Genomic DNA, 25,536 nt, shown 5'->3' with positions numbered 1-25,536 from the left:
TTTTTTGCAGCGATGAATGACAGGGATACGTCTTTCGGCAACGGATGTCAATGTGCTTAGCACAACGTTGCAATAATCACTCTGTCCGCATTAAACCAGGCAATCACGTCATCGCCTTCCTTTAACGTGGCGGCATCCGCAGTCGGTATCGTGGCGCACAGCGTCTGACCGTCCGGCAGCGCCATCAACACTTCACACTGTTCCGCGCCGCGCTCGATATGGCTGATCGTTCCCGACAACTGATTGTCAGCGGCGCGCGCAACGGCTGCATCCCGGGTAATGCCAACCCACGGCGCTTTTAGCAGGATCAGCACTTCTTTACCTTCCTCCAGGCCGAGACGCTCGCCGCTTTGCGCCGTCAGCGCGACTTTGAGCCGCGTTTTGCCGTCGGCCAGCAGCACGTCGACATGCTGTTGCACCTGATCGCGATCGCGGGCGGTAATGGTGCCGAACCACTGATTTCGGGCGCTGGTTTGCAGTGAAAAGCGGGAGATAGCGGCCAGCAGACTGTCAAGCGGCAGGGCGTCATCGTCGCTTAACACATCGAACGCTTTTTGCTGAATTTGGCCCAGCAAATCGTAAAGCTGGATCAGACGCTGACCATAGCGGGTTAATACCGCGCCGCCGCCGCCTTTGCCGCCCGTTGCGCGTTCAACCAGCATATGTTCACTAAGCTGGTTCATGTCGTTTATCGCATCCCAGGCGCTCTTATAGCTGATTCCCGCGTCTTTCGCGCCCTGACTAATCGAGCCGGAAAGCGCAATGTGTTTCAGCAGAGAGATACGTCGGGGATCGGCAAAAAGCTTTTGCTGAAGTTTCAGGGTAAGAAGGATTTCGGCCTGCATAACCAGCTCCTGGTAAAAAGACTATTGTGACTGAAAAGCGCGTCAGCGCAAAGCCGACCGCACAAAAGGGGAGTGCTTTTCTGTGTGATGCGGTTAAAATACAAAAAGGACTATATCTGGAGTTGCCCATGTTAGAGTTATTAAAAAGTCTGGTATTCGCCGTCATCATGGTACCGGTAGTGATGGCCATCATCCTCGGTCTGATTTACGGTCTGGGTGAGGTGTTCAACATTTTTTCCGGTATCGGTCAGAAAGACCAGTCCAGACAGAACCGCTGATTTCCCCAAACGCCCGCTCAGTCGGGCGTTTTTGTTGTCTATGGAAAACCCCCAGCTAGGCTGGGGGTTCCGGAAAGCTTTCAGCTTTAAGCCAGTTATTAAAACCCCTTTTGATTTGTTAAAACATCTTGCGGTCTGGCAACTGCAAAAGTTCAACAAGAAATCAAAAGGGGGTCCCAATGGGGGACGAAAAGAGCTTAGCGCACACCCGATGGAACTGTAAATATCACATAGTTTTCGCGCCCAAATACCGAAGACAAGCGTTCTATGGAGAGAAGCGTAGGGCAGTAGGCAGCATATTAAGAAAATTGTGTGAATGGAAAAACGTACGAATTCTGGAAGCGGAATGTTGTGCAGATCATATTCACATGCTTCTGGAGATCCCGCCGAAGATGAGTGTGTCGAGCTTCATGGGATATCTGAAGGGTAAAAGTAGTCTGATGCTTTACGAGCAGTTTGGGGATCTAAAATTCAAATACAGGAACAGGGAGTTCTGGTGCAGAGGGTACTATGTCGATACGGTGGGTAAGAACACGGCGAAGATACAGGACTACATAAAGCACCAGCTTGAAGAGGATAAAATGGGTGAGCAATTATCGATCCCTTATCCGGGCAGCCCGTTTACGGGCCGTAAGTAACGAAGTTTGATGCAAATGTCAGATCGTATGCGCCTGTTAGGGCGCGGCTGGTAAGAGAGCCTTACAGGCGCATCTGAAAAACCTCCGGCTATGCCGGAGGATATTTATTACTCAAGATCCTGCTTTTCCTGCCGATATTTTCTGTGTTTAATCGTTAATGGGTATGAATAACCGCTGGGAAACCCCTGAGATTATCGTTATATTATCGTTTACATAACGAAACGCACAAGGAGTTACAGATGGCGCATTCCTGGTTACGCCTGGTCGCAGGGGCGACATTATCTTTCGTCATCGCTGGCCATGCGCTGGCGGATGAAGGCAAGATCACCGTATTCGCCGCCGCGTCGCTAACGAACGCGATGCAAGACATTGCGGCAGAATATAAAAAAGAGAAAAATGTGGATGTGGTCTCCTCATTCGCCTCCTCTTCAACGCTGGCGCGCCAGATAGAAGCGGGCGCGCCGGCGGATCTGTTCATCTCTGCTGACCAGAAATGGATGGATTACGCAGCCGATAAAAAAGCGGTGGATACCACGACGCGCGAAACATTGCTTGGCAATAGCCTGGTGGTGGTGGCGCCGAAAGCCAGCGAGCAAAAACCGTTTACCATCGACAACAAAACGGACTGGATTCGTCTGCTGAACGGCGGACGTCTGGCAGTGGGCGATCCGCAACACGTACCGGCGGGAATTTATGCCAAAGAAGCGCTGCAAAAGTTGGGCGCATGGCAAACGCTTGAACCGAAACTGGCGCCGGGCGAGGATGTGCGCGGCGCGTTGGCGCTGGTCGAACGTAACGAAGCGCCTTTGGGCATTGTATACGGTTCTGATGCGGTCGCCAGCAAGGGGGTCAACGTGGTGGCGACGTTCCCGGAAGATTCACATAAAAAAGTGGAATACCCCATCGCTATCGTGGAGGGGCATAAAAATGCGACCGTCAGCGCGTTCTATGATTACCTGAAAGGACCGCAGGCCTCGGCAATCTTTAAACGTTATGGATTTACGACGAAGTAATGATACTGACCGATCCAGAATGGCAGGCTGTCCTTCTTAGCCTGAAAGTGTCTTCCCTGGCCGTGCTGTTTAGCCTGCCGTTTGGGATCTTTTTTGCCTGGTTACTGGTGCGATGCCGGTTTCCGGGCAAAGCCTTACTTGATAGCGTCCTGCATCTGCCGCTGGTGCTGCCGCCGGTGGTGGTCGGCTATCTGCTGTTGGTGTCGATGGGGCGACGCGGGTTTATTGGCCAGTGGCTGTATGACTGGTTCGGTCTCACGTTTGCCTTTAGCTGGCGCGGCGCCGTGCTGGCGGCGGCGGTGATGTCCTTCCCGCTGATGGTGCGGGCCATTCGGCTGGCGCTGGAGGGGGTGGATATCAAGCTTGAACAGGCCGCCAGAACGCTGGGCGCCGGGCGCTGGCGCGTTTTTCTGACTATCACCTTACCGCTTACCCTGCCGGGCATTATTGTCGGTACGGTGCTGGCGTTTGCCCGTTCGCTTGGCGAATTTGGCGCGACCATTACCTTTGTTTCCAATATTCCGGGCGAAACCCGCACCATACCTTCCGCCATGTATACCTTGATCCAGACGCCGGGCGGGGAGAGCGCGGCGGCGAGGCTGTGCGTGATTTCGATTGTATTAGCGCTGATTTCGCTGTTGATTTCTGAATGGCTGGCGCGGATTAGCCGTGAACGGACGGGGCGCTAACCATGCTGGAGCTTAATTTTTCCCAGACGCTGGGAACGCACTGTTTAACCCTCAACGAAACGCTGCCAGCCAGTGGGATCACGGCTATCTTTGGCGTCTCCGGCGCGGGAAAAACCTCGCTGATTAATGCCATCAGCGGTTTGACTCGCCCGCAAAAAGGACGCATCGCGTTGAATGGCCGGGTGTTGCATGACGCGGAAAACGGTATCTGTTTAACGCCGGAAAAGCGCCGCATCGGTTATGTTTTCCAGGATGCGCGCCTGTTCCCCCATTACAAAGTACGCGGCAATTTGCGTTACGGCATGGCGAAAAGCATGACCGGTCAGTTTGATAAGCTGGTGTCGCTGCTGGGAATTGAAGCGTTGCTTGATCGCCTGCCGGGGAGCTTGTCCGGCGGAGAAAAACAGCGCGTAGCGATAGGCCGGGCATTGCTCACCGCCCCGGAGTTGCTGCTGCTGGACGAACCGTTGGCCTCGCTGGATATCCCGCGAAAACGCGAATTACTGCCGTACCTGCAACGGCTGGCGCGAGAAATCAATATTCCCATGCTGTATGTCAGCCATTCTCTCGATGAAATTCTTCACCTGGCGGATAAAGTCATGGTGCTGGAGGATGGACAGGTTAAAGCGTTTGGCCCGCTGGAAGAAGTCTGGGGAAGCAGCGTTATGCACCCGTGGCTGCCGAAAGAGCAACAGAGCAGTATTCTGAAAGTCAGCGTGCTGGAGCATCACCCGCATTATGCCATGACCGCTCTGGCGCTTGGCGACCAGCACCTGTGGGTAAATAAACTCAATCAGCCGCTGCAATCCACACTGCGTATTCGTATACAGGCGTCGGATGTCTCGCTGGTACTACAGCCGCCGCAGCAGACCAGTATCCGCAACGTATTGCGGGCAAAAGTGGCGAATTGTTATGACGATAACGGGCAGGTGGAAGTCCAGCTTGAGATAGGCGGCAGAACGCTGTGGGCGCGAATAAGCCCGTGGGCCAGGGATGAGCTGAATATCAAGCCTGGCCTGTGGCTTTACGCGCAGGTGAAAAGCGTTTCTATCACCGCCTGACTATAGCAGGTGGGTGTAAATAAATTTGGCGATGCTATCGGTAGTGTTATCGCCGATCACAACGTCAGCGCGCGCTTTCACCGTCTCATCGGCGTTGCCCATCGCAACGCCGGTGCCTGCCGCCTCCAGCATACTGATGTCGTTGTAGTTATCGCCGAAAGCGATCACATTTTTCATTGACCCTCCCTGCGCTTCTATCCACTGGGTAAGGCGCTTGCCTTTACTGTTGCCTTTGCGCGCGATATCCACCTGATCGTGCCATGACCATTCGCACTCCAGGCCAAGCGCCTGTTCAACATGCTGACCGAACCGCTGTAGCCTGGGAATATCTTCATCGGTAAGCGCAAACTTCCACACGGCATTCACGTCGCGCGCCGCCTGCGCCAACGAAGAGACCTGTGTAAAGGTCGGACGTTGCTCCGGCGGCAAGGTCTGCGCCCACCGGGAGGTACGCACGACGTGACCGGTTGGGTGTTCGTAAAGCATAGCGTCATCAACATACATCAGGCCGTGAATCTGATGCTCATCCAGTAAATCAATCAACTGCAACGCCTTATCCACGGGCATAGGATCGGCATCCAGGACAGTTTTAGCTTGATAATCATACAAATAGGTGCCGTTGCAGCAAATAGCAGGTGTTTCCAGCGCCAGCGCCTGATAAAAAGGATGAATAGCAACGTGATGGCGACCAGTGACAATGATAAGTTGAAAGCCCGCCTCTTTGGCGCGTGATAGCGCGTCAAGCGAGGAGGGGAGTAAGGTTTTATGCGGGGTTAATAATGTTCCGTCTAAATCGAGGGCAATCACGCGTGCAGTCATAATTTTTTCCAGATTAAGAGTAATAATTCCGTCTGTCGGCATGGTACACCGGGACGGTAAGCAGACAAAATTCTGCGTCTGAATTCAGCATTCGCCGTCAAAAGCGACTACGTTAAGCTGTGTCCTGTTATTGCAGCTACATGCCATATGCAAAGGAGTATTCATGAAACAAACAGTCTATACCGCCAGCCCTGAGAGTCAGCAAATTCACGTCTGGAGCCTGAACCACGAAGGGACGCTGACGCTGGTGCAGGTCGTGGATGTGCCCGGTCAGGTTCAGCCGATGGTGGTCAGTCCGGATAAACGCTACCTCTATGTCGGCGTGCGCCCGGAGTTTCGTGTCCTGGCGTATCGTATTGCGCCGGATGATGGCGCGCTGACGTTTGCCGCCGAATCCGCCCTGCCGGGTAGCCCGACCCATATTTCTACCGATCATCATGGTCGTTTTGTCTTTGTCGGATCGTATAACGCCGGTAATGTCAGCGTGACGCGTTTACAGAATGGCCTGCCGGTTGAGCTGGTGGATGTGGTGGAGGGGCTGGATGGCTGCCACTCGGCAAATATTACGCCTGATAACCGTACCTTGTGGGTGCCTGCGCTAAAACAGGATCGCATTTGTCTGTTTACGCTAAGCGATGACGGCCATCTGGTGGCCCAGGAGCCGGCGGAAGTGAATACAGTTGAAGGGGCAGGCCCGCGTCATATGGTCTTCCACCCGAATCGACAATATGCGTATTGCGTCAATGAACTGAACAGTTCGGTGGATGTCTGGCAGCTTAAAAATCCGCATGGTGAGATAGAGTGCGTACAAACCCTGGATATGATGCCCGCCGATTTTTCCGATACCCGCTGGGCGGCGGATATTCATATTACGCCGGATGGACGGTATTTGTATGCCTGTGACCGTACCGCCAGTCTGATTACCGTCTTTAGTGTCTCCGAAGACGGCAGCGTACTGAGCGTTGAAGGCTTCCAGCCGACGGAAGCCCAACCGCGCGGCTTTAATATCGACAATAGCGGAAAATACCTGATTGCTGCGGGTCAAAAATCACATCATATCGCGGTCTATGAAATTACGGGCACTCAGGGGTTGCTGACGGAAAAAGGTCGTTATGCCGTCGGCCAGGGGCCAATGTGGGTTGTGGTGAACGCGTACTAAAGCGCTGTGTGCCGGAGGGCGGCGGGATGCCTGATTAATTTCAATAAACATCGCTTGCAGTAAAACCACGGGCCGCCACATCTGCTGCGGCGGCCCGTTTATAAGCCTGAACCGGAACGGCGATTACTGCTTAGGTTCTGCCACCACTTTACTGCCTACACCGCGGTTGTTGTATTCCCACATGCGGTTGTAGTTAGTGTCGTTCAGATTACGCAGCACCTCGCCTTTGTCATCCACGGTTCCCGTATTTCCGGCAAACGGACGTTTCGAGATGACCGCGTCGGCCCACGGTTTGGCAACGTTAAAGCCCTCGTTAATCACGCTGTCGCGGATCACTACCTGACCGTTGGTGTTGGCGTCGACATCCAGCGAGCGGCCAAGCTGCGCAACGCCATCGCCGGAGGCGTTAAAGCGGCTGTTGATCGCCAAAAAGCCATAGTAAATATTGGACAGCGTCGCCGGGGCGAAGACGTAGGCTTCCTGCTGTGTGCGGGAGTTGACGACCTGGAAGTTGGTGTTATCGAACACCACGGCGCCGCGTCCGGAAACCATATCCACATCGCCTTCAATATAGCTGTTCGTCACCAGCGTACGCGGCTGGCGATCGGTTTGCAGACGGTTCTGCACGCCGCTGTTGGTCACAAAGAAGGTGTTCTGGCGGCCAAGGATATTGACCTTGTTAATCTGGACTTTGTCGCCATCGGTACGCAACGCCACCGCCGGATGGTTTCCGGCATCGACACTGTCGCCCAGCGTGTTCTCGATGGTCAGATTTTGTAGCTGCAGACCGTTATTCTGCGACCAGAACGCGGCAGAACACATCACACCGATCGTCGCGGCGTGTTTGCTTTGGCAGTTATCGAACATATACCAGGCGGGTTTACCAGGCATATATTTCCCGCCGGGATTCACCGCGCGGCGCCAGTCAGCGACGCTCATTTCACCATCAATCGCCATCCCTATTTTCACATCGATCGGTTTTTCACCGGTCCCGTACAGGGTCAGACTTCCCGGCGCGGCGGGAACATACACGGTCCCCTGATAGTCGCCCGGCATAATAGCAATGTACTGGCGTTTGTTCGTGCGTTTAACCATTGCCGCATCGACCGCGGCCTGAATCGAGGTGTGCGTAACGCCTGGCGTACCTGCCGGCCCTACCACAAAGTCAGGCTGTGCGGGCAGGGTAATCGGCGACGGCGACCACGGGGCGGTATTCGGCGTCAGGGAGGCAAAATAGTGCGCCGCAACGAAGTTTTTCGCTTCATTTGCCGACAGAATTGGGCGCGAGGCGGTGCCAGGCGCGGTTTGATCGGAAGGGATCTGATCGGGTGGCGTAGAGCTACAGGCGCTCAGCGTCACGCCAAAAGCCAGTGCCAGCGCCAGACGGGAAACCGATAATGTATTCACAGGTTGCTCCGGGCTTGAAAAAGTTAAATGACATCCATTGAAGCCTGCTTTTTTATACTAAGTTGAACGAAACGGGAAGGCGAAAAGGTAAAAAGTTCCTTTTCAGGCTGGAAACACCTGTAGCATCAGATAGTTTTATCACAATTAAGCAACAACTTTCGCGCTTTGAGTTGACAATCCGGAGCAGAAAGAAAATAAATGTCTATACAACTCATGACAGGCAAGAGAGCGACAGGAATGCGGCAACTTTTACCGGGCGATACTGTCTGGCGAAACATCAGGCTGGCGACAATGGACCCGCAGCGGCAAGCCCCGTATGGGCTGGTGGATAACCAGGCGCTGATTGTACGCGAAGGGTATATTTGCGATATCGTGCCAGAGACGCAGCTTCCTGTCAGTGGGGACAATATCCATGATATGCAGGGACGACTGGTAACCCCGGGACTTATCGATTGCCACACGCATCTGGTGTTTGCCGGTAACCGCGCCGCAGAGTGGGAACAGCGGCTTAACGGCGCGTCATACCAGCATATTAGCGCTCAGGGCGGCGGCATTAACGCGACGGTATCAGCAACCCGCGCCTGTGCGGAGGAGACGCTCTACCTGCTGGCGCGCGAACGCATGATGCGCCTTGCCAGCGAAGGCGTTACGCTGCTGGAGATTAAATCCGGCTATGGTCTGGAGCTGGCGACAGAAGAAAAGCTGTTGCGCGTCGCTGCAAAACTTGCCGCCGAAAACGCTATCGACATTAGCCCCACGCTACTTGCCGCTCATGCTACGCCAGCGGAGTATCGTGACGACCCGGACGGCTACATCACTCTGGTCTGCGAGACGATGATTCCGCAGCTCTGGCAAAAAGGGTTATTTGATGCGGTAGACCTCTTTTGCGAGAGCGTCGGCTTTAATGTGGCCCAGAGTGAGCGCGTGTTGCAGACGGCGAAGGCGTTAGATATTCCCGTTAAAGGCCATGTTGAGCAGCTTTCGCTGTTGGGCGGCGCGCAGTTGGTGAGCCGTTATCAGGGCTTATCGGCGGATCATATCGAATATCTTGATGAAACGGGCGTCGCGGCGATGCGTGACGGCGGTACTGTCGGCGTGTTGTTGCCCGGCGCGTTTTATTTTCTGCGCGAGACGCAGCGCCCGCCGGTGGAACTGCTGCGCCGCTATCAGGTGCCTGTCGCCGTCGCCAGCGATTTCAATCCCGGCACCAGCCCGTTTTGCAGTTTGCATCTGGCGATGAATATGGCCTGCGTACAGTTTGGTCTGACGCCGGAAGAGGCATGGGCGGGCGTTACGCGCCATGCCGCTCGCGCGCTGGGAAGACAGGCGACGCATGGGCAGCTCAGGGCCGGCTACCGGGCGGATTTTGTGGTGTGGGATGCTGAACAGCCGGTAGAGATTGTGTATGAGCCGGGGCGTAACCCTTTATATCAGCGGGTATACAGAGGACAAATCTCATGACGCAATGGTATCCGGCTTCTCCGGCGCTCTGGCAGGGGCGCGATGACAGTATAGAAGCGCCGGATGCGCGGCGTCTGTTTCAGACCGTCACGCGCAGCGAGACCTTTTCCCCCGAAAACTGGCAGCAAAAGATAGCGTTAATGGGATTTGCCTGCGACGAGGGGGTAAAACGCAATGCAGGTCGTCCCGGCGCGGCAGGCGCCCCGGACGCGTTGCGTAAAGCGCTGGCGAATATGGCCAGCCACCAGGGACATGAACGGCTGGTGGATTTAGGCAATTGGGTTGCGCCGACGCCCGATCTGGAAGGCGCGCAGCAGGCCTTGCGCGATGCGGTAAGCCGCTGTCTGCGGGCCGGGATGCGCACGCTGGTGCTGGGCGGCGGGCATGAAACCGCGTTTGGACACGGCGCGGGGGTGCTGGACGCGTTTGCGCAGGAAAGCGTAGGGATCATTAATCTTGATGCGCATCTGGATCTCCGTCAGACCGACCGGGCAACATCCGGGACGCCGTTTCGTCAACTGGCGCAGCTATGCGACGCGCAGAGCCGCGCGTTTCATTATGCCTGTTTTGGCGTGAGCCGTGCGGCGAATACGCAGGCGTTGTGGCGGGAAGCGCAGTGGCGGAATGTTACCGTGGTGGAGGATCTGGACTGCCATGACGCGCTGGCGCAGATGACGCAGTTTATTGACAAGGTGGATAAAATTTATCTGACTATCGATCTCGACGTATTGCCTGTCTGGGAAATGCCGGCCGTCTCCGCTCCCGCAGCGCTGGGCGTGCCGCTGATACAGGTTCTGCGTTTAATTGAGCCGGTTTGCCGTAGCGGAAAATTACAGGCGGCGGATCTGGTTGAATTTAATCCACGCTTTGATGAAGATGGCGCAGCGGCGCGCGTGGCGGCGCGGCTTGGCTGGCAAATCGCGCACTGGTGGCGTTAATCTGTCATCGGGAAAACACTCTTCGCATAAGGAAGGCTTCACGCATGTATTCACCCCGCTCCCGTTCTGCACCTGCGCCTTTTTACGAAACGGTGAAACAGGACATCTGTAAAAAAATAGCCGGCGGCGTCTGGCAGCCTCACGATCGCATTCCGTCGGAAGCAGAACTGGTCGCCCAGTATGGCTTTAGCCGAATGACCATCAACCGGGCGCTGCGTGAGTTGACGGATGAAGGGTGGCTGGTGCGTTTACAGGGCGTGGGGACGTTTGTCGCCGAACCAAAAGGCCAGTCCGCGCTGTTTGAAGTCCGCAGTATCGCCGAGGAGATTGCCGCCCGCCGTCATCAGCATCGTTGTGAGGTGCTCACGCTGGAGCGCGTGCGGGCAAACGCCATCCAGGCCAGCGCTCTCAACGTCAATGAGAGCGATGTCATTTTCCATTCCATCATGGTGCATTATGAAAACGATCTGCCGGTACAAATTGAAGATCGCTGCGTGAATGCGGATATTGCCGTGGATTACCTGACGCAAGATTACCGTCAGACCACGCCGCACGCTTATTTGTCGCGGATCGCGCCGCTAACGGAAGGGGAACATATTGTGGAGGCGGTGCGCGCCACGGCGCAAGAGTGCGCGTGGTTAACTATCAAAGAGCATGAGCCTTGTCTGCTCATTCGTCGTACAACCTGGTCCGCGTCGCGGATTGTTTCTCACGCCCGCTTACTTTTCCCCGGGTCGCGCTACCGGCTACAGGGACGATTTATCTCCTGAGCGGACTGCTGCCGGAAAACGTGATTGCTGACACAATATAACAAAATTGTATCGTTTTTGTTAATTCTATTCTTGTGCTTACTTGTATAGACAAGTATATGTCTGATTCTTATCTGTGGGTCTGCGGCGGTGCCTGATAGTGGCGTTTTAGCGTTATTTGGCGATGGCAGACCGATAACAATGAGGAGTCATTGCTATGCCTGAAAGCAAGTATCGTCAGCAGACTATCCGCGCGCCCCGAGGCACGGTATTAACGGCGAAAAGCTGGCTGACAGAAGCCCCGCTGCGGATGTTAATGAATAATCTCGATCCTGACGTGGCGGAAAATCCGCATGAGCTGGTGGTCTACGGCGGGATTGGTCGCGCCGCGCGCAACTGGGAATGCTATGACGCTATTGTTGATGCGCTCACCCGGCTGGAGGCGGACGAAACGTTGCTTATTCAGTCTGGTAAACCGGTCGGCGTATTTAAAACGCACGACAACGCGCCGCGGGTATTAATCGCCAACTCCAACCTGGTTCCCCACTGGGCGACATGGGAACATTTTAACGAACTGGATGCGAAAGGGCTGGCGATGTACGGTCAGATGACGGCCGGAAGCTGGATCTATATCGGCAGCCAGGGAATCGTGCAGGGAACATACGAAACCTTTGTCGAGGCGGGGCGTCAGCACTATAACGGCACGCTGGCGGGACGCTGGGTGCTGACCGCCGGGCTGGGCGGCATGGGCGGCGCGCAACCGCTAGCCGCGACGCTGGCCGGAGCGTGTTCGCTGACGATTGAATGCCAGCAAAGCCGTATCGATTTTCGTCTGCGTACTCGTTACGTGGATGAGCAGGCCGCCACGCTGGATGACGCGTTGGCCCGCATTACGCGCTACACCCGCGAGGGGAAAGCCGTGTCCGTCGCCCTGTGCGCGAACGCGGCGGATATCCTGCCGGAACTGGTTAATCGCGGCGTGCGCCCGGACCTGGTGACCGATCAGACCAGCGCCCACGATCCGCTACATGGCTATTTACCCTCCGGCTGGCGCTGGGAGGAGTATCAGAAAAACGCGCAATCCGATCCCCACGGGACGATGCAGGCAGCGAAACGTTCCATGGCGGCGCATGTTCGGGCGATGCTGGCGTTCAGTCAAATGGGCGTGCCGACCTTTGACTATGGCAACAATATTCGCCAGATGGCGAAAGAGATGGGGGTGGAAAACGCCTTTGATTTTCCGGGATTTGTGCCAGCCTATATTCGTCCGCTGTTCTGTCGTGGCATCGGGCCGTTTCGCTGGGTGGCGCTGTCCGGCGATCCGCAGGATATCTATAAAACCGATGCCAAAGTCAAAGAGATAGTGGCTGAGGATAAACATCTGCATCACTGGCTGGATATGGCGCGCGAGCGCATTCATTTTCAGGGGCTACCGGCGCGTATCTGCTGGGTAGGTCTGGAGTGGCGGCAAAAACTGGGGCTGGCGTTCAACGAAATGGTGCGTTGTGGTGAGGTATCCGCGCCTATTGTGATTGGCCGCGATCACCTGGATTCCGGTTCTGTCGCCAGCCCTAACCGTGAAACCGAAGCGATGCGCGACGGTTCCGACGCGGTTTCCGACTGGCCGCTGTTAAATGCGTTGCTGAATACCGCCAGCGGGGCGACATGGGTATCGCTCCATCATGGCGGCGGGGTGGGGATGGGGTTTTCGCAACACGCCGGTATGGTGATTGTCTGTGATGGCACTGACGAGGCCGCCGCGCGTATTCGCCGCGTGTTACACAACGATCCGGCGACGGGCGTCATGCGCCATGCCGATGCCGGATATGATCTCGCGGTGGAATGCGCTGTTGAGCAAGGTCTGAATTTACCGATGGTTGCGGCGACGCAGGGGAAAGGCTGATATGAACACCATAACACTCACTCCGGGGCAGTTAAGCCTCTCTCAACTGTACGATGTCTGGCGTCATCCGGTACAGCTTCGGCTGGACGCCAGCGCCATTGGCGGCATTAACGCCAGCGTCGCGTGCGTCAATGATATCGTTGCCGAAGGGCGTACCGCCTACGGCATCAACACCGGTTTCGGTCTGCTGGCGCAGACGCGCATCGCTGATGAAGACTTGCAAAATCTACAGCGATCGTTGGTGCTGTCTCACGCCGCGGGCGTAGGCGACCCACTGGATGACGCGATGGTGCGTCTGATCATGGTATTGAAAATCAATAGCCTGGCGCGCGGGTTTTCCGGGATTCGGTTGAGCGTGATAGAGGCGCTCATCGCTCTGGTTAATGCCGGCGTGTATCCGCTGATTCCGGCAAAAGGCTCGGTTGGCGCGTCGGGCGACTTAGCGCCGCTGGCGCATCTGTCGCTGACGCTGCTTGGCGAAGGAAAAGCGCGCTGGCAGGGTGAATGGCTTCCGGCGCAGACGGCGCTAAAAAAGGCCGGACTGGAGCCTGTCGCGCTGGCGGCCAAAGAGGGGCTGGCGCTGCTTAACGGCACCCAGGCGTCAACGGCCTTTGCGCTGCGCGGTTTGTTTGAGGCACAGGAGTTATTTGCCTCCGCCGTTGTCTGCGGCGCGCTGACTACCGAAGCCGTGCTGGGATCGCGCCGTCCTTTTGATGCGCGCATTCATGCCGCGCGCGGACAAAAGGGGCAAATTGACGTCGCGCGGTTGTTCCGGCATCTGCTGACCGATACCAGCGCCATTGCTGAATCACATCACCACTGTCATAAAGTTCAGGACCCGTATTCCCTTCGCTGCCAGCCACAGGTAATGGGCGCTTGTTTGACCCAGTTACGTCAGACGAAAGAGGTACTGCTGGCTGAGGCCAACGCGGTGTCCGATAATCCGCTGGTCTTTGCCGATGCGGGGGAGGTGATCTCCGGCGGTAACTTCCATGCTGAACCGGTTGCCATGGCGGCGGATAATCTGGCGCTGGCGATAGCGGAAATCGGCGCGCTATCGGAGCGGCGCATCGCGCTGATGATGGATAAACATATGTCGCAGTTACCGCCGTTTCTGGTGAAAAATGGCGGCGTTAATTCCGGTTTTATGATTGCCCAGGTCACCGCCGCAGCGCTCGCCAGCGAGAATAAAGCGCTGGCGCACCCGCACAGCGTGGATAGCCTGCCGACCTCGGCGAATCAGGAAGATCATGTCTCAATGGCCCCGGCGGCAGGACGGCGACTCTGGGAAATGGCGGCGAATACCCGCGGCATCATTGCCGTGGAGTGGCTGGCTGCCTGTCAGGGGATAGATTTACGGGAAGGGTTAACCTCCAGCCCGTTACTGGAACAGGCGCGGCAGACACTGCGCGAGCGGGTGGCGCACTATACGCAGGATCGTTTTTTCGCACCCGATATTGAGTGTGCGACGGCGCTGATGGCGCAAGGCGCGTTACAGCGTCTGGTGCCGGACTTTATGTGAATGCTGCCGGATGGCGAGGCGCTTATTCGGCTTACCCAACCCGTTGGCAGGGTAAGACGTTTACGCCGCCATCCGGCACAGCGTTTAACTGAACATCGCCGTGATCGAGGCGCTGGCGAGCGAATGGAAATGCACGTTAAAGCCGACCATCGCGCCGCTGGCGTCTTCATCAACGTCAAGACGCTCGACGTCCAGCGCGTGAACCGTAAAGATATAGCGGTGCGTTTCCCCTTTAGGCGGCGCCGCGCCGCCGTAGCCCGCTTTACCGAAATCGGTACGCGTCTGAATGACGCCGTCTGGTACGGCCACCAGGCCTGAGCCGAACCCCTGGGTCAGTACGCGCGTATCCGCCGGGAGGTTCACCACCACCCAGTGCCACCAGCCGGAGCCGGTCGGCGCGTCGGGATCGTAACAGGTCACGACAAAACTTTTGGTGCCCATCGGCACGTCGTCCCAGGCCAGATGCGGCGAAATATTATCGCCATCATAGCCCATACCGTTAAAAACGTGGCGATGAGGAAGTTTATCTCCATCGCGCAAATCGTTGCTGATAAGTTTCATGCGCTCTCCTTTTGACTCACCAGAAGTGTAGCCAGAAGCAGCATCGCTTACCGCTGATTAATGGCTAAAAAATGTTTCATTGTGTACCGCGTCATTGACCGCCTGGGTCAAACGGCGCAGTTGATCCGGTCGAATAATGTAGGGCGGCATCAGGTAGATTAGCTTGCCGAACGGCCTGATCCAGACGCCTTGCCCGACGAAGAAGCGTTGAAGCGCCGCCATATTGACCGGATGCGTGGTTTCAACCACCCCAATCGCGCCCAACACCCGCACATCCGCCACCCTGGGCGAACTTTGCGCGGGGGCTAACTCAGCGCGTAACTGAGACTCGATAGACGCCACCTGCTGGCGCCATTCGCCGCTTTCCAGCAGCGTCAGGCTGGCGCAGGCGACGGCGCAGGCCAGCGGATTCCCCATAAACGTCGGGCCATGCATAAAACACCCCGCCTCGCCGTTGCTAATAGTCTCTGCAACCTGGCGTGTCGTGAGCGTTGCCGAGAGGGTCATGGTGCCGCCGGTTAAGGCTTTGCCGAGACACAGAATATCCGGCGCGATCCCGGCGTGCTCGCAGGCGAACAGTTTGCCGGTACGGCCAAACCCGGTGGCTATTTCATCGGCAATCAGCAGAATGCCTTCGCGATCGCACATGTTACGAATACGCCTGAGCCATTGTGGATGATATATGCGCATCCCGCCCGCGCCCTGAACGATAGGTTCCAGAATCACGGCGGCTATTTCATGGCGATGCGCGGCCATCAGGCGGGCAAATGGCGCGATGTCGCTTTCATCCCATTCGCCATCCATCCGGCTTTGCGGCGCCGGCGCGAACAGATTCTCCGGCAGATAGCCTTTCCACAAGCTGTGCATGGAGTTATCCGGATCGCACACCGACATCGCGCCGAACGTGTCGCCATGATAACCGTGGCGAAACGTCAGAAAACGCTGACGCGATTCGCCGCGCGCCTGCCAGTATTGCAGCGCCATCTTCATGGCCACTTCTACCGACACCGAACCAGAGTCGGCCAGAAAGACACACTCCAGCGGCTCAGGCGTTATCGCGACCAGCTTACGGCACAGATTCACCGCAGGTTGATGGGTTATGCCGCCGAACATGACATGCGACATGGCGTCAATTTGCGCTTTCATCGCCGCGTTCAATTGCGGGTGGTTATAACCATGAATGGCCGCCCACCAGGAGGACATCCCCTCAATCAGGCGTTCGCCCGAGGCGAGAACCAACTCGCAGCCTTCGGCCCGCTCAACGGGATATACCGGCAGCGGCGAGGTCATGGAAGTGTAAGGATGCCAAATATGGCGTTTATCGAAGGCCAGATCGTCCGTTGTCATAATCGACTTGTAAACCAAATTAAAAAGATTTAGGTTTACGAGTCTACACCATATCAAAAACAAACAACATATTTTGGAGAAGCCCGATGGCTCGCCACCCACGCTGGACACTGTCGCAAGTAACCGAATTATTTGAAAAACCACTGCTGGAATTGCTGTTTGAAGCGCAGCAAATTCATCGCCAGCATTTCGATCCGCAGCAGGTACAGGTTAGTACGCTGCTGTCGATCAAAACCGGCGCCTGCCCGGAGGATTGTAAATACTGCCCGCAGAGCTCGCGCTATAAAACCGGGCTGGAAGCCGAGCGTTTAATGGAGGTAGAGCAGGTACTGGACTCCGCCCGTAAAGCGAAAAACGCCGGTTCGACCCGCTTCTGTATGGGAGCGGCCTGGAAGAATCCGCATGAACGCGATATGCCTTATCTGGAGCAGATTGTACAGGGCGTCAAAGCGATGGGGCTGGAAACCTGTATGACGCTCGGCATGTTGAACGAGAGCCAGGCGCAGCGTCTGGCTAACGCCGGGCTGGATTACTACAACCACAACCTCGATACCTCGCCGGAGTTTTACGGCAATATCATCACTACCCGTACCTATCAGGAGCGCCTCGACACGCTGGAAAAAGTCCGTGAAGCAGGGATTAAAGTGTGCTCCGGCGGCATTGTGGGTCTGGGCGAAACGGTTACCGATCGCGCCGGACTGTTGTTGCAGTTGGCGAACCTGCCGACGCCGCCGGAAAGCGTGCCAATCAACATGCTGGTGAAGGTGAAAGGCACACCGCTTGCGGATAACGATGACGTGGATGCGTTTGATTTTATTCGTACTATCGCCGTGGCGCGCATCATGATGCCGACCTCATACGTGCGTCTTTCCGCAGGGCGTGAACAGATGAACGAACAGACCCAGGCGATGTGCTTTATGGCCGGGGCGAACTCGATTTTCTATGGCTGCAAATTGTTAACTACGCCAAATCCGGCAGAGGACAAGGATCTGCAGTTATTCCGTAAGCTGGGGCTGAATCCGCAGCAGACCAGAGTGCTGGCGGGCGATAACGAGCAGCAGCAACGTCTGGAGCAGACGCTGATGACGCCTGACACCGATGATTATTACAACGCGGCAGCCTTATGAGTTGGCAACAACGCGTCGACGATGCGCTGACGGCGCGTCGGGCGACGGATACGTTGCGCCGCCGCTATGTGGTGTCGCAGGGTGCCGGACGCTGGCTGGTAGCGAACGGGCGACAGTATCTTAACTTCTCCAGCAATGATTACCTCGGCTTAAGTCAACACCCGCAGATTATTCGCGCCTGGCAACAGGCAGCGATGCGTTTTGGCGTCGGCAGCGGCGGGTCGGGTCATATCAGCGGTTATTCCGTGGCGCACCAGGCGTTAGAGGAGGAACTGGCGCAATGGTTAGGATATCCACGCGCGCTACTGTTTATCTCTGGCTTTGCGGCGAATCAGGCGGTCATTACCGCCTTAATGAAAAAAAATGACCGGATTGTGGCCGACAGGTTGAGTCATGCTTCCCTGCTGGAGGCCGCCAATCTGAGTCCGGCGCAGCTTCGCCGCTTTATCCATAACGATACGCAGCATCTGTCGCGTTTACTGCAATCGCCCTGCGTGGGCCAGCAACTGGTGGTGACAGAAGGTGTATACAGCATGGACGGCGACAGCGCGCCGCTGGCGGAAATCCAGCACATTGCCCGCAGGCATCATGCCTGGCTGTTGGTTGATGATGCGCACGGCATCGGCGTGACTGGCGATGAGGGGCGGGGCACCTGCTGGCAACGGGGGGTGAAGCCTGAGTTGCTGGTAGTGACTTTCGGTAAGGGGTTTGGCGTCAGCGGCGCAGCGGTGCTCTGCTCGGAAAGCGTCGCGGATTATCTGCTGCAATTCGCCCGCCATCTGGTTTACAGCACCAGTATGCCGCCCGCCCAGGCGCAGGCGTTAAGCGCCTCGCTGGCGGTGATCCGTAGCGATGAAGGTGGTGAACGGCGCGAAAAACTCGCCGCTCTGGTTCAGCGCTTTCGGGCCGGCGTTAACGCGTCCCGATTTACGCTACTGAATGCCCATAGCGCCATCCAGCCGTTAATCGTGGGCGATAACAGCCGTGCATTGCGCCTGGCGGAGGCGCTACGTCAACAAGGATGCTGGGCGACGGCGATTCGTCCGCCGACGGTGCCTGTCGGTACGGCGCGCCTGCGCTTAACGTTAACGCAGGCGCATGAAGCGTGCGATATAGACCGTCTGCTGGAGGTGCTGCATGGCGCAGGTGAATAAGCAGGCTATTGCGGCGGCGTTTGGCCGGGCCGCATCGCAATATGAACAACACGCCTCTTTGCAGCAACACAGCGCGGATGCGCTGCTGACGCTGTTGGCAGGCCGCCAGTTTGCCAGTGTGTTGGACGCAGGCTGCGGCCCTGGACGTATGAGTCGTTACTGGCGAGAGCGGGGGAGCGAAGTGACCGCCCTGGATCTTTCGCTGGCGATGCTGCAACAGGCGCGCGATCGTCAGGCGGCGCATCACTATTTGCTGGCGGATATCGAAGCGATTCCCCATGACGCCGAAGTTTTTGACCTGGCCTGGAGCAACCTGGCGGTCCAGTGGTGCGGCGATTTACGTGATGCGTTGAGCGAGTTGTATCGGGTTGTACGGCCCGGCGGCGTGGTGGCGTTTACCACCTTGTGCCAGGGGTCGTTGCCGGAGCTGCGTCAGGCATGGCAGGCCGTCGATAATCGCGCTCACGCGAATAGCTTTTTGCCGGAAGAGGCAATTGACCACGCGCTGCGCGGCTGGCGGGCGTCTCGTCATACTCAGGCGATGACATTGTGGTTTGAGGATGCCCTGAGTGCGATGCGCTCGCTTAAAGGCATTGGCGCCACCCATCTTCATGAAGGGCGGGAGTCGGATGTATTAACCCGCGCCCGGCTTAGACAGATTCAGTTGGCATGGCCGCAGCGGCAGGGGAAATATCCGCTGACGTACCATCTTTTTATGGGAGTGATTGAACGTGACTAAACGCTATTTTGTCACCGGTACTGATACTGAAGTCGGTAAAACGGTCGCCAGTTGCGCCTTATTGCAGGCCGCAACGCAGTTAGGTTATCAAACCGTAGGCTATAAGCCCGTCGCTTCCGGCAGCGAAATGACAACCGACGGGCTACGCAATAGCGATGCCCTGGCCTTGCAGCGTAACAGCAGCCTGCCGCAACCTTATTCCGCTATCAATCCTTATACTTTTGCCGAGCCTACCTCTCCCCACATCGTTAGCGCCGACGAAGGCCGGGCGATAGACGCGGCGGTGTTATCACGCGGATTGCGAACGCTGGAGGCGCAGGCAGACTGGGTATTGACAGAAGGGGCGGGCGGCTGGTTTACACCGCTCTCTGCCACGCTGACGTTTGCCGACTGGGTACAGACGGAGCAGCTGCCGGTGATTCTGGTTGTTGGCGTCAAGCTGGGCTGTATTAATCACGCCATGCTGACGGCGCTGGCGGTAGAACAGGCCGGATTACCACTTGTCGGATGGATAGCCAACGACATACAGCCGCCGGGCGCGCGTCATGGTGAATATCTCGCGACGCTTCGCCGCGTCATACCGGCCCCGCTGTTAGGGGAAATCCCGTGGCTGGGCGTTTCTCCATCGCAGGCGGCGACAGGACAGTATCTGGACCTTAGCCCCCTGGAACGCGCCTGACCGCGCTTAAAAACCGCCTTCTTGCAGGATCAGACGATCCTGCTGTTCTTTCGCCAGACCCTCCTGACGTCGCCAGGCTAAAAATGTGCAAAATGTGAGCGTGTACGCCTCAATTTTTCCCTTCTCGTTAGCCAATAATCTGCCAAAAATAGCGATAATTTTTTTTTATCGCCCGGCGAAAACGTCAGGGGCTGATTTTGCCAGGCGGCAGGGGATACGGGCTGGAAGCAGTTATCCACTATTCCTGTGGATAACCTTGTGTATTAGAGTTAGAAAACACAACGTAAGCGAGAGGCGACGCGGCCTGCGACTAAATTGGCGCGAAAGACGGCTTGAGAAAATATCCCTTTTCAGACAGCAAGTTATATAAAATCAATGGTTGTAAAGGAAGGGGGATACGTTGACATAAAACTTTCATCATCCGACTTGACAAATGTTAAAAAAGACTCTGGTCTGGGGATAACCAGCACACTGCTGGAATTTTACCCCGCGACTGTCTATGTTTTACCTCTAAATAGCGTGGGATATCTGCCGATAGCCATTATACACTGGAGTGTTACTGTTTTTTCATCCAGTATTTTTTATTGGCAATATTCACCGTCGAGAGTAAAATTACACCCCTGCCCGCTCACTCCTTCAGGTAGCCGCTCATGAGTAAACCGTTCAAACTGAATTCCGCTTTTAAACCTTCTGGCGATCAGCCGGACGCTATACGTCGTCTGGAAGAAGGGCTGGAGGACGGGCTGGCGCATCAGACGTTATTGGGCGTGACCGGTTCCGGGAAGACATTCACCATTGCCAACGTCATTGCGGACTTGCAGCGGCCAACGATGGTGCTTGCGCCCAATAAAACCCTGGCGGCGCAGCTCTACGGCGAAATGAAAGAGTTTTTCCCGGAAAACGCGGTGGAGTATTTCGTCTCCTACTATGACTACTATCAGCCGGAAGCGTATGTGCCAAGTTCGGATACGTTTATCGAAAAAGACGCTTCGGTAAACGAACATATTGAGCAAATGCGGTTGTCGGCAACGAAAGCGTTGCTTGAGCGACGCGATGTCGTGGTGGTGGCTTCCGTGTCCGCGATTTACGGTCTGGGCGATCCGGATCTCTACCTGAAAATGATGCTGCATCTGACGGTGGGAATGCTGATTGACCAGCGCGCGATTTTGCGTCGGCTGGCGGAATTGCAATACACCCGTAACGATCAAGCTTTTCAGCGTGGTACCTTTCGCGTGCGCGGCGAAGTGATCGACATCTTCCCGGCTGAATCTGACGATATCGCGCTACGCGTTGAGCTGTTTGATGAAGAAGTGGAACGCCTGTCGCTGTTCGACCCGTTAACCGGGCAGGTAGAGTCAACGGTGCCACGTTATACTATCTATCCCAAAACGCACTACGTGACGCCGCGCGAGCGTATTCTGCAGGCGATGGAAGAGATAAAAGATGAGCTGGCGGATAGGCGTAAGGTCTTGCTGGCGAATAATAAGCTGCTTGAAGAGCAGCGATTAAGCCAGCGCACGCAGTTCGATTTAGAGATGATGAACGAGCTGGGCTACTGCTCAGGCATTGAAAACTATTCCCGCTTTCTGTCGGGCCGCGGGCCGGGCGAACCGCCGCCAACCTTGTTCGATTATCTGCCCGCCGACGGACTGCTGGTGGTGGATGAGTCTCATGTCACCATCCCGCAGATAGGCGGCATGTACCGCGGCGACCGGGCGCGCAAAGAGACGCTGGTCGAGTATGGCTTCCGTCTGCCTTCGGCGCTGGATAACCGTCCTCTGAAGTTTGAGGAGTTTGAAGCCTTAGCGCCGCAAACTATCTATGTTTCCGCCACGCCCGGCAACTATGAGCTGGAAAAATCTGGTGATGAGGTGGTGGATCAGGTCGTGCGACCGACCGGGCTGCTGGACCCGATTATTGAAGTGCGTCCGGTGGCGACCCAGGTGGACGATCTGCTGTCCGAAATTCGTCAGCGTGCGGCTATTAATGAGCGTGTCCTTGTCACTACGCTCACCAAACGGATGGCGGAAGATTTGACCGAATATCTGGAAGAGCACGGCGAGCGCGTGCGTTACCTGCACTCAGATATTGATACCGTGGAGCGCATGGAAATCATCCGCGATTTGCGTCTGGGCGAGTTTGACGTTCTGGTGGGGATTAACCTGCTGCGCGAAGGGCTGGATATGCCGGAAGTCTCGCTGGTGGCGATTCTGGACGCTGACAAAGAAGGGTTCCTGCGCTCCGAGCGCTCCCTGATTCAGACCATAGGACGCGCGGCGCGTAACGTTAACGGTAAAGCGATTCTGTATGGCGATAAAATCACGCCGTCGATGGCGAAGGCGATTGGCGAAACCGAGCGACGTCGCGAGAAGCAGCAGAAGTACAACGAAGAGCACGGTATCACGCCGCAGGGGCTGAACAAAAAAGTGGTCGACATTCTGGCGCTGGGGCAGAACATTGCGAAAACCAAAGCGAAGGGGAAAGGCAAGGGCCGTTCTACGGCAAAAGCCGGAATTGTCGAACTGGATATGACGCCGAAAGCGTTGCAGCAGAAAATTCATGAACTGGAAGGGCAAATGATGCAGCACGCGCAAAATCTGGAGTTTGAAGAAGCCGCGCAAATTCGCGACCAGTTGCATCAGTTACGCGAGTTGTTTATCGCGGCGTCCTGACAATGTGTCGATCGCCAGCGAGTCATCGTTACCATGGCTCGCTTTTGAGAATTTCAGTGCAATAGTAAGGGCTAAGTCAGTCAGGAATGAAAAACAGTGACAGGCTTTGACTAACGAGATTGTCGAAAAACTCAAAACATCAATGGGGTAGCTAGTTTAATCACCACTGAAGAAAATTAGCGTTGAGGCTGAACCCAACGCTAATTTTCCCTCTCTCCTCGGCTATGAAAAAAAACGCCCCGTATTATCGGTATAGCTATCCTTATGATCGTCATTTTAATCTTATGTGAGTTCGTTGAAAGCGTGCCATGGCAACAGATTACATCATTCTACTTAAAAAAGAGGTGATGGAAGCGCGAGCATTTATAAGTCAAGCGCTGCAAATACTGAATGATTTGTCCGAAATAATGACGACTATGACCTCTTGTTTAAAGTTGAGAATATCCTTATCTGTTACTTTAGGTTACGTTCAGATCAGGTAGGGAAAATATGTTTAATATTACTAATATACAATCTACGGCAAGGCATCAAAGTATTAGCAATGAGGCATTAACAGAGGTGCCTTTAAAAGAAGAGATATGGAATAAAATAAGTGCCTTTTTCTCTTCAGAACATCAGGTTGAAGCACAAAGCTGCATCGCTTATCTTTGTCATCCACCTGAAACCGCCTCGCCAGAAGAGATCAAAAGCAAGTTTGAATGTTTGAGGGAGTTAGCCTTCCCGGCGTATGTGGATAATATTCAGAGTAATAGAGGGGGGACAGACCAATACTGTATTTTGAATGAAAATAGTCAGGAAATTCTGTCTATAATTTTTAATACAGAGGGCTATACCGTTGAGGGAGGGGGAAAGTCAGTCACCTATACCCGTGTAACAGAAAGCGAGCAGGCGAGTAGCGCTTCCGGCTCCAAAGTTGCTGTGAATTATGAGTTAATCTGGTCTGAGTGGGTAAAAGAGGCACCAGCGGAAGAGGCAGCAAATCGTGAAGAAGCCGTACAACGGATGCGTGACTGCCTGAAAAATAATAAGACGGAACTCCGTCTGAAAATATTAGGGCTTACCACTATACCCGCCTGTATTCCTGAGCAGATAACTACTCTGACACTCGATAACAATGAACTGAAAAGTTTGCCGGAAAATTTACAGGGAAATATAAAGACCCTGTATGCCAGCAGTAATCGGCTAACCAGTATCCCTGCCACGTTACCGGATACCATACAGAAAATGGAGCTGAGCATTAACCGTATTACTGAATTACCGGAACGTTTGCCTTCAGCGCTTCAATCGCTGGATCTTTTCCATAATAAAATTAGTTCCTTACCTGAAAATCTACCTGAGGAACTTCGGTACCTGAGCGTTTATGATAACCGCATAAGGACACTGCCAGAACATCTTCCGTCAGGGATTACCCATTTGAATGTGCAGAGTAATTCGTTAACCGCTCTGCCTGAAACATTGCCGCCGGGCCTGAAGAATCTGGAGGCCGGCGAAAATGCCTTAACCAGTCTGCCCGCATCGTTACCACCAGAATTACAGTTCCTGGATGTAAGTAAAAATCAGATTACTGTTCTGCCTGAAACACTACCTCCCACGATAACAACGCTGGACGTTTCCCGTAACGCATTGAGTAATCTACCGGAAAACCTCCCGGCGGCATTACAAATAATGCAGGCCTCTCGCAATCGCCTGGTCCGTCTCCCGGAGTCGTTACCCCATTTTCGTGGTGAAGGACCTCAACCTACAAGAATAATCGTAGAACGTAATCCTTTTTCAGAACGAACAATACAGAATATGCAGCGGCTAATGTCCTCTGCGGGTTATCAGGGACCCCGGGTATTGTTTGCCATGGGCGACTTTTCAACTGTTCGGGTAACTCGACCACTGCATCAAGCTGTCCAGGGGTGGCTAACCAATCTCGAGGAGGAAGACGTCAACCAATGGCGGGCGTTTGAGACGGAAGTAAACGCGGCAGCCTTCAGCATGTTTCTGGATCGTCTTGGCGATACGCAGAACACCCGACATTCGGATTTTAAGGAGCAAGTCTCCGCCTGGCTAATGCGCCTGGCTGATGATAGCACACTAAGAGAAACCGCATTTATTATAGCGATGGATGCAACGATAAGCTGTGAAGATCGGGTCACACTGGCATACCACCAAATGCAGGAAGCGACGTTGGTTCATGATGCTGAAAGAGGCGTCTTTGATAGCCACTTAGCGGAACTGATTATGGCGGGGCGTGAAATCTTTCGGCTGGAGCAAATAGAATCGCTCGCGAGAGAAAAGGTAAAACGGCTGTTTTTTATTGACGAAATCGAAGTATTTCTGGGTTTTCAGAATCAGTTACGAGAGTCGCTGTCGCTGACAACAATGACCCAGGATATGCGATTTTATAACGTTTCGGGTATCACTGAGTCTGACCTTGACGAGGCGGAATTAAGGATAAAAATTGCTGAAAATAGGGATTTTCACAAATGGTTTGCGCTGTGGGGGCCGTGGCATAAAGTGCTGGAGCGTATAGCGCCAGAAGAGTGGCGTGAAATGATGGCTAAAAGGGCTGAGTATATTGAAACGGATGAGTATCAGAGCCGGGTCAATGCTGAACTGGAAGCGTTAGGAATAGCGGGTGATCCTGACGCAGAGCGCATGGCTGGGATGCGGATAATGGAAGAGATCAATCAGACCCACTTTACTGGGATCATGGAGAATATATTGCTGAAAAAAGAGGTGAGCTCGCTCATGAGCGCCTACTGGCGATAGCTGAACGCAGTTTATCAG

The 25,536-nt window shown here is 55.1% G+C and carries 23 protein-coding genes; 18 read left to right on the top strand and 5 right to left on the bottom strand.

What is annotated here, in order from left to right; all coding sequences use genetic code 11:
- Nucleotides 1-56 precede the first annotated feature (56 nt).
- A complete protein-coding gene (gene modE / locus OLG56_RS14765) occupies nt 57-845 on the bottom strand; it encodes a molybdenum-dependent transcriptional regulator (RefSeq protein WP_001147416.1) in 789 nt (262 codons plus the stop codon).
- A gap of 128 nt (nt 846-973) precedes the next feature.
- Between modE and OLG56_RS14760 the strand changes: the two genes are divergently transcribed.
- From OLG56_RS14760 to modC, 5 genes are all read left to right on the top strand, one after another.
- Entirely contained in the window at nt 974-1,123 is a 150-nt protein-coding gene (locus tag OLG56_RS14760; protein ID WP_000891513.1) for an AcrZ family multidrug efflux pump-associated protein, read from the top strand.
- A 179-nt stretch (nt 1,124-1,302) separates the two neighbouring features.
- Nucleotides 1,303-1,761 (top strand): IS200/IS605-like element IS200F family transposase, encoded by a 459-nt coding sequence (gene tnpA, locus OLG56_RS14755; protein WP_000502119.1) that lies wholly within the window; start codon nt 1,303-1,305, stop codon nt 1,759-1,761.
- Nucleotides 1,762-2,000: 239 nt separating this feature from the next.
- Nucleotides 2,001-2,774 carry a molybdate ABC transporter substrate-binding protein gene (modA, locus tag OLG56_RS14750; protein WP_000951416.1) on the top strand — a complete coding sequence of 258 codons (774 nt, stop codon included), beginning with the start codon at nt 2,001-2,003 and terminating at the stop codon, nt 2,772-2,774.
- Nucleotides 2,774-3,463, top strand: a complete 690-nt coding sequence (modB, locus tag OLG56_RS14745) for a molybdate ABC transporter permease subunit (protein WP_000604026.1) — start codon at nt 2,774-2,776, stop codon at nt 3,461-3,463. Before modA ends, modB begins: the two co-directional genes overlap by 1 nt.
- A 2-nt stretch (nt 3,464-3,465) precedes the next feature.
- Nucleotides 3,466-4,524, top strand: coding sequence for a molybdenum ABC transporter ATP-binding protein ModC (modC, locus tag OLG56_RS14740; RefSeq protein WP_000891710.1), 1,059 nt, complete (start codon nt 3,466-3,468; stop codon nt 4,522-4,524).
- Here modC and OLG56_RS14735 read toward each other — a convergent pair whose 3' ends face one another.
- A complete protein-coding gene (locus OLG56_RS14735) occupies nt 4,525-5,343 on the bottom strand; it encodes a pyridoxal phosphatase (protein WP_061377671.1) in 819 nt (272 codons plus the stop codon). It abuts the gene before it with no gap.
- Nucleotides 5,344-5,506: 163 nt separating this feature from the next.
- Between OLG56_RS14735 and pgl the strand changes: the two genes are divergently transcribed.
- Complete coding sequence (gene pgl, locus OLG56_RS14730) at nt 5,507-6,502, top strand: 6-phosphogluconolactonase (protein ID WP_061377652.1); 996 nt, start codon at nt 5,507-5,509, stop codon at nt 6,500-6,502.
- Nucleotides 6,503-6,625: 123 nt separating this feature from the next.
- Here the strand turns inward: pgl and OLG56_RS14725 are convergent, their stop codons facing one another.
- Nucleotides 6,626-7,909: a putative acyl-CoA thioester hydrolase gene (locus OLG56_RS14725; RefSeq protein ID WP_001094763.1), complete on the bottom strand. Its 1,284-nt coding sequence runs from the start codon at nt 7,907-7,909 to the stop codon at nt 6,626-6,628.
- A gap of 237 nt (nt 7,910-8,146) precedes the next feature.
- Here OLG56_RS14725 and hutI point away from each other — a divergent pair, with 237 nt between their 5' ends.
- From hutI to hutH, 5 genes are all read left to right on the top strand, one after another.
- Entirely contained in the window at nt 8,147-9,370 is a 1,224-nt protein-coding gene (gene hutI / locus OLG56_RS14720; protein ID WP_061377653.1) for an imidazolonepropionase, read from the top strand.
- Nucleotides 9,367-10,308 (top strand): formimidoylglutamase, encoded by a 942-nt coding sequence (hutG, locus tag OLG56_RS14715; protein WP_000195683.1) that lies wholly within the window; start codon nt 9,367-9,369, stop codon nt 10,306-10,308. Before hutI ends, hutG begins: the two co-directional genes overlap by 4 nt.
- Before the next feature lie 44 nt (nt 10,309-10,352).
- Entirely contained in the window at nt 10,353-11,078 is a 726-nt protein-coding gene (locus OLG56_RS14710; RefSeq protein ID WP_001578663.1) for a histidine utilization repressor, read from the top strand.
- A gap of 196 nt (nt 11,079-11,274) precedes the next feature.
- The gene (gene hutU, locus OLG56_RS14705) at nt 11,275-12,960 is read left to right on the top strand and encodes a urocanate hydratase (RefSeq protein WP_001115217.1); all 1,686 of its coding nucleotides are present in this window, start codon (nt 11,275-11,277) and stop codon (nt 12,958-12,960) included.
- A 1-nt stretch (nt 12,961) separates the two neighbouring features.
- Nucleotides 12,962-14,482: a histidine ammonia-lyase gene (gene hutH / locus OLG56_RS14700; protein ID WP_061377654.1), complete on the top strand. Its 1,521-nt coding sequence runs from the start codon at nt 12,962-12,964 to the stop codon at nt 14,480-14,482.
- 84 nt (nt 14,483-14,566) lie between these two features.
- Here the strand turns inward: hutH and OLG56_RS14695 are convergent, their stop codons facing one another.
- Nucleotides 14,567-15,043 carry a kinase inhibitor gene (locus OLG56_RS14695; RefSeq protein ID WP_000767403.1) on the bottom strand — a complete coding sequence of 159 codons (477 nt, stop codon included), beginning with the start codon at nt 15,041-15,043 and terminating at the stop codon, nt 14,567-14,569.
- Nucleotides 15,044-15,100: 57 nt separating this feature from the next.
- The gene (bioA, locus tag OLG56_RS14690; RefSeq protein ID WP_024155089.1) at nt 15,101-16,390 is read right to left on the bottom strand and encodes an adenosylmethionine--8-amino-7-oxononanoate transaminase; all 1,290 of its coding nucleotides are present in this window, start codon (nt 16,388-16,390) and stop codon (nt 15,101-15,103) included.
- A gap of 86 nt (nt 16,391-16,476) precedes the next feature.
- On the opposite strand from bioA, the gene bioB reads away from it, so the two are divergent.
- The 7 genes from bioB (at nt 16,477) to slrP (ending at nt 25,518) form a co-directional block, all read left to right on the top strand.
- Nucleotides 16,477-17,517 (top strand): biotin synthase BioB, encoded by a 1,041-nt coding sequence (gene bioB / locus OLG56_RS14685; protein WP_000090727.1) that lies wholly within the window; start codon nt 16,477-16,479, stop codon nt 17,515-17,517.
- Entirely contained in the window at nt 17,514-18,671 is a 1,158-nt protein-coding gene (gene bioF / locus OLG56_RS14680; RefSeq protein ID WP_001628673.1) for an 8-amino-7-oxononanoate synthase, read from the top strand. Before bioB ends, bioF begins: the two co-directional genes overlap by 4 nt.
- The gene (gene bioC / locus OLG56_RS14675; RefSeq protein WP_000079904.1) at nt 18,655-19,410 is read left to right on the top strand and encodes a malonyl-ACP O-methyltransferase BioC; all 756 of its coding nucleotides are present in this window, start codon (nt 18,655-18,657) and stop codon (nt 19,408-19,410) included. Before bioF ends, bioC begins: the two co-directional genes overlap by 17 nt.
- Nucleotides 19,403-20,089 carry a dethiobiotin synthase gene (bioD, locus tag OLG56_RS14670; RefSeq protein ID WP_000167222.1) on the top strand — a complete coding sequence of 229 codons (687 nt, stop codon included), beginning with the start codon at nt 19,403-19,405 and terminating at the stop codon, nt 20,087-20,089. The genes bioC and bioD overlap by 8 nt, the downstream gene beginning before the upstream one ends.
- A 650-nt stretch (nt 20,090-20,739) precedes the next feature.
- Nucleotides 20,740-22,761, top strand: coding sequence for an excinuclease ABC subunit UvrB (uvrB, locus tag OLG56_RS14665; RefSeq protein WP_000042502.1), 2,022 nt, complete (start codon nt 20,740-20,742; stop codon nt 22,759-22,761).
- A 308-nt stretch (nt 22,762-23,069) separates the two neighbouring features.
- A complete protein-coding gene (locus tag OLG56_RS14660; protein WP_001603763.1) occupies nt 23,070-23,243 on the top strand; it encodes a hypothetical protein in 174 nt (57 codons plus the stop codon).
- A gap of 7 nt (nt 23,244-23,250) precedes the next feature.
- The gene (gene slrP / locus OLG56_RS14655) at nt 23,251-25,518 is read left to right on the top strand and encodes an SPI-1 type III secretion system effector E3 ubiquitin transferase SlrP (protein ID WP_061377657.1); all 2,268 of its coding nucleotides are present in this window, start codon (nt 23,251-23,253) and stop codon (nt 25,516-25,518) included.
- The last annotated feature ends 18 nt before the right edge of the window (nt 25,519-25,536 follow it).

The organism is Salmonella sp. 2018103 (genome assembly GCF_026247685.1).
Taxonomy (GTDB): Bacteria; Pseudomonadota; Gammaproteobacteria; order Enterobacterales; family Enterobacteriaceae; genus Salmonella; species Salmonella enterica.
This window is presented reverse-complemented; position numbering and strand designations above follow the sequence as displayed.